Below are 5231 nucleotides of genomic sequence, written 5' to 3'. Positions count from 1 at the left end.
ACCTCCCTTATTGCCAAAGACCCCGCCGCCCGTCCCCCCACCGCCAAGGACGTCGCCGCCCGCCTGCGCACCGCCCACCTCGCACCCGCGCCCACGCCCGTGCCGGCAGCGGAGGCGTCGGAAACCGACGAGGAGCACCTCCAACGGGCCGCCGAAGCCGGCGACTTTGACGCCATGTACAGCCTCGCGTACCTGCTGAAAGAGGCTGACCGCATCGACGAGGCGGAACCCTGGTACCAGCGCGCCGCCGAGGCCGGACACATCAGCGCCATGAACAGCCTCGGCGTGCTGATGGAGAACACCGGCCGCACCAACGAGGCGGAACCCTGGTACCAGCGTGCCGCCGCCGCCGGGCACGCCGACGCCATGAACAGCCTCGGGGTGCTGCTGCATAGCACTGGCCGCGAGACCGAGGCGGAACCCTGGTACCGGCGCGCCGTCGACTCCGGAAACATCGACGCCATGAACAACCTCGGGGTGCTGCTGGTAAACACTGGCCGCGAGACCGAGGCGGAACCCTGGTACCAGCGCGCCGTCGACGCTGGGGACACCGAAGCCATGAACAACCTCGCAGTGCTGCTGCGGGACACTGGCCGCGAGACCGAGGCGGAACCCTGGTACCAGCGCGCCGCCGACGCCGGAAACACCAATGCAATGAACAACCTCGCACTCCTGCTGGAGAACACTGGCCGCGAGACCGAGGCGGAACCCTGGTACCAGCGCGCCGCCGACGCCGGAAACACCAGCGCCATGCACAACCTCGGCATGGTGCTGGAGGACGCTGGCCGCACCAACGAGGCAGAAACCTGGTACCGGAAAGCCACCGACGCCGGGAACACCGACGCCATGCACAACCTCGGCATGCTGCTGGAGAACACCGGCCGCATCAACGAGGCAGAAACCTGGTACCGGAAAGCCACCGACGCCGGACAGATCAAGGCCATGAACAACCTCGGGGTGCTGCTGCAGACCACTGGCCGCGAGACCGAGGCGGAAGCCTGGTACCAGCGCGCCGCCGACGCCGGACACACCCAAGCCATGAACAACCTCGCACTGCTGCTGCATAACACTGGCCGCACCAGCCAGGCGGAACCCTGGTTCCAGCGCGCCGCCAACACCGGACACACCGAAGCCATGAACAACCTCGGAGTGGTGCTGCAGGGCACCGGGCGCACGGCCGAAGCAGAAACCTGGTACCGGCGCGCCGCCGAAGCCGGAAACGCCCTTGCCATGAACAACCTCGCACGGCTGCTGCAGAACACAGGGCGGGCGGCCGAGGCAGAAACCTGGTACCAACGCGCCGCCGGCACCCCGGACGGTGGAATCCGGGCCTGACCGGCCCTCGGCGCATCCGAGGGTGCGCCGGGACCACCCGCAGCCGACGCGCCCCTACGCGCTTGCCGCGCGTGAGTTGTGCGCAGCGCAGGCCGCCGCCCGCGTGCCACTCCAGCACCGGGGGCGCCTCGCCGCCGTACTCGTCGCACCACAGGACCGGGTCCAGGCCGCCGCAGTCGTGCCGCGCGCACACGCAGTGCTCGCCGACCTTCGTCTGCGGGACGCCGTGGCGGACCACACCACCGTCACCGGTCGGCGCGGTGGTGCCGCGCAGACGGGCCGGCCATTCCAACGTGATCCGCAGTCCGCCCGACCCCGAGCGGAACCGGTCGGTCACCCGGACCTCCCCGAGCACCGCGAGCGGGCCCGCGTGGGCTTAGCCGTCTCGGTGCGAGGGATGGAGGACCCGGAGGACGTCGACCTCACGGACACCGCGTTCGTGGAGTGGCATGGGGGCGGGCCGGAGACGTGGGCCGAATCCCCGCCGTGACCCGGCTGGCTACAGCCGGTCCGACGGCGGCCCGGGGCGGGCGGGCCAGTGGGTGTCGGCCCAGGACAGCCCCGCCCCGGTGAGCCAGGCATCGATGCCCTGACCACCAGCGCCCGTTCGGGGCCGGGACGGGTTCGCCGGCCAAGGTGCTGCGCGACACCTTCCCCCGTCGATCGTGAGCTGCTGGCTGTCGGCGGTTGTCAGGCTTCGATGCGGAGCCACGTGTCGCCGGCGCGCAGTCACAGATGACCGTCACGGCCCTGACCGCAGCGCATGACCACCCCTCCGGGCACTCCAATCCTGCGGCGCTCGGTCACACGCCAGGTGTCACCGTCCAGCTCGGCTCTTCACCACTTCGGTGGACCGCTGGTTGTGAACGCGCCTGGTCCGAACCGCTCGATGGCCGCGCACGGCGAACAACATTGCCCGGCTGATCCTTCGCACAGCGATCATGTACACAGGGGGGCACCGGCGGGAAGGCCCCGGCCACGGGTCAGCGGCGCGGAGGACCAGGCCGGCGGGCCGGTGCTCGGCGACGAGCCGGTCGACGGCCTGGGCGAGGGCGGCCCGCTGCTCTGTGGCTCACCGGCTCGTCCAGGCTGACCAGCAGAAGGTTGTCCTCCATGAGCAGGCGGCTGCGCAGGTGCATGGGGCTCTCCAGGCTTCACGGAAGTTCAGGTGGACTCTGCCCGGGGAACTGCGCAGCCTGCCGGGCAGTCACGGTGTCGGGGCATGTGGCGTCGGTTGATCGGTTGCCGCCCCACAGCCCGTTGGGAGGGCGGTCCACCACCCTGGGGCCGACGCAACCCGTACCGCTTCCGTCTCCCCTACGACGGACCACTTGCAACCCGCCCCCGCCTGCTCGCCATCGACCACAACGCGGTGGAACCGTGCACCCCCGAGGGCCTGAACCTGCTCCTCACCGTGCGCGAGGCAGCCCGCGCTCAAGGCATCGGAGCAACTGACGTGAGATGGGTCCGAGCACTCCACGACCGCGCCGTCACTCCATGCGGCCCCGGGCCGTGCGCAGCAGGTCGAGGGCGGAGGCGACGGTGACCTCCGATCCGTCAATCCGGTTGCCGTAGCCCGCGATACGCAGGCAGTGGCCGTGGTACGGGCCCCCGACGACCACACGTCCGTTGTCGTCGATCTTGTATGCGTCGGCGTCGATCTCCGGCGCGGGCTGCGATTTCGGTTCGGGGCAGTACGTCCCGGCTGAATCCGACTTGAAGGAGACCGTCCAGAAATCCTCGGGGGACTTCGGGGGCCGGTAGCGGCACTCGAACCCGTACCGTTCTTCCGAGCCCGCTGCCACGAGCGGAACGCCGACCGACTTCTCCACCACGGCTTTGGGCAGCATGTCGCAGGGGCGCTTCCAGGAGACGGGGGCCTCTTCGCCGCCGCTGCCACACCCGGTGAGCACGAGCAGTGCGCCCATCGTCATGGCACTCACCCGACGCCCGGTCAAGACGCCACTCGTATCGAACGGGCTTCTGGGAACACGGTGTTCCGGCGGTTCACAGCCTTGCCCCCCTGCTTCTGGTCCTGCACTCGCGCTGATTTTCTTCGGCGCCGGTTTCGCGGTCAAGATCCTGTGGGGCGCGATTGCCGTCCTGGCCATGTGACTGCTCGGCTTCGCGGCGCGTCCGAAGGGCGGCCACGGTGCGGGCGATCCGGAAACCGGCCGCGCCCGCGGGCGGACCACGATCGGGGGCGCCGACCACTTTCGCCGCGCGCCGCCCCTTACGCCTGCCAGCTGCGTCGGCGGAGCACGGCAGGCACGTCGGCTGTTGACGCGGGCGACCTCCCTGCGCCGGGTTGCCGACACGGTGCCGGGCATATCCGCGCCGCCAGCTGCCGCATCAACCCCGCAGAAGGCAGCCACGGGCGTTCAAGGCGCTTTTCAGGGGGTGCATCGACCGGGCTCCGATGCTGCCAACGCCCTGCACACAGCGATCAGCCGGCCCGGCGGCCCCGGCGAGATCGTCGTGGACCTGACAGACCTGTGCTTCTGCGACTCCGCAAGCCTCAACGCCCTCATCCAGGCGGCACACCGCGCAGGAACACGACAAGCAGCTCATCCTGCCCACTTCGCAACGCCAGTTCCTGCGCCTGCTGGACATCACCGGCCCCTGAACCCCGGTCACCCGGAAGACAGAAGAATGGGGCTCGCATGGTCGCTGCCACGGCGCTCCGGCACCACAGCGCCCGACGGGGACACGCACAATGCGACTGCTGCCGACCGGCCTGCGACATCCGGCGCCACGGGCATGGCGGGACGATCCGGCCTGTCGGCGGCCGAACCGGCTGACCGTCGCCCTACAGTCCGCTTCATGGTCGATCAAGAAGACGAGCTGCTGCTGCGGGTGCGCCAGGTCCTGACCGAAGTGGGGTTCGAGGACGTCGCCACCGGCGCAGAAGGCGTCCATCTCATCCGGCATGCCCGCGGAGTCATGGTCGGCTGGATGCCCACACAGATCACCCGCACCCGTACGCACCCCCGCCGCCGCGGCCCCCGACGCGGACGCAACGGACACGCCAACCTGCCCGGTCTGCGACACGCCTTCGGCCTCGCCCTCGCCGCCGCCCTCCGCGCCGCCGGCCTCACCGTCGAAACCCGCGGCGACGAATGGCTCCTCGTCATCGACCCCCACCGCATCCCCACCCTCTAATCGGCGCCCTTCCTTGCCGTGGTATACGCCGGCAGGGCGGCACGGGGGCGCCCCCGTGCCGGGTGGCGGCCACACTTGCTACGCCACAGGACAAGGTGTCGTGTTCACGACTCGGCGGGTCACGTTGAGCAGACCACACAGCAGGGGGCTCGTCGTGGGGGACTTCCGCCGCATCAGATGACGTCCATCCCGGATCTAGCAGCCGTCAGAGGAGATCAGGCACTTGTTCCAGGCCAAGCCGCAATAGCACCCCCGCAGCCGACTAACTGCAGGCGCCCGCACGGGCAGCCACTTGGCCCGGAGCCATCGACGCAGCCAGCGCGACCGACGGTGGTCAGAGGAGGGTGGACGGACGACGCAGAGGAGGAACAGCCAGCAGCACCTCACCACACGGTGCGAACCGGATGCCCGGGACGTATCCCGCGTCGGAGACGCGCGCCGCACCAGCGCGGGCCGCCGCCGACCCGTTCGCAGGCGTCCCGGACAGGAGGTGAGCCGCTGGGCGATCTGGGCCGTCCTTCGGGTGTGAGTAAGGCAGTACAGGGCAGACGAGCGGCGCGCCGTACCACCCGATCCCGGAGACCCTCATGCCCTGCGTGTCCCGTCTGATCGCTGTCCGACTCCTGACTGGGGAGCGCTGCGTGCCCCTCCTGGCCCGCTTGTCGTATTCCGATGACGATCCGTACGCGGTACGGGCTGACTTCTTCGACGGTCTGAAGGTCCTGGCTTCCTGG

The 5231-nt window shown here is 70.0% G+C and carries 3 protein-coding genes; 2 read left to right on the top strand and 1 reads right to left on the bottom strand.

Annotated elements, in window-relative coordinates:
* Nucleotides 1-1335 (top strand): tetratricopeptide repeat protein (locus ACZ6Y1_RS37360; RefSeq protein ID WP_469640616.1); only part of this gene is annotated, 1335 nt, incomplete at its 5' end.
* A 1490-nt stretch (nt 1336-2825) separates the two neighbouring features.
* Here the strand turns inward: ACZ6Y1_RS37360 and ACZ6Y1_RS37355 are convergent.
* Nucleotides 2826-3269 (bottom strand): hypothetical protein, encoded by a 444-nt coding sequence (locus ACZ6Y1_RS37355; protein WP_469640613.1) that lies wholly within the window; start codon nt 3267-3269, stop codon nt 2826-2828.
* Nucleotides 3270-4158: 889 nt separating this feature from the next.
* On the opposite strand from ACZ6Y1_RS37355, the gene ACZ6Y1_RS37350 reads away from it, so the two are divergent.
* Nucleotides 4159-4497: a hypothetical protein gene (locus ACZ6Y1_RS37350; protein WP_469640611.1), complete on the top strand. Its 339-nt coding sequence runs from the start codon at nt 4159-4161 to the stop codon at nt 4495-4497.
* Nucleotides 4498-5231: the final 734 nt, after the last annotated feature.

This window comes from Streptomyces sp. NPDC053432 (assembly GCF_055585365.1).
Note: the sequence above shows the minus strand (reverse complement) of the source record. Positions and strands in the feature narration are given on the sequence as shown.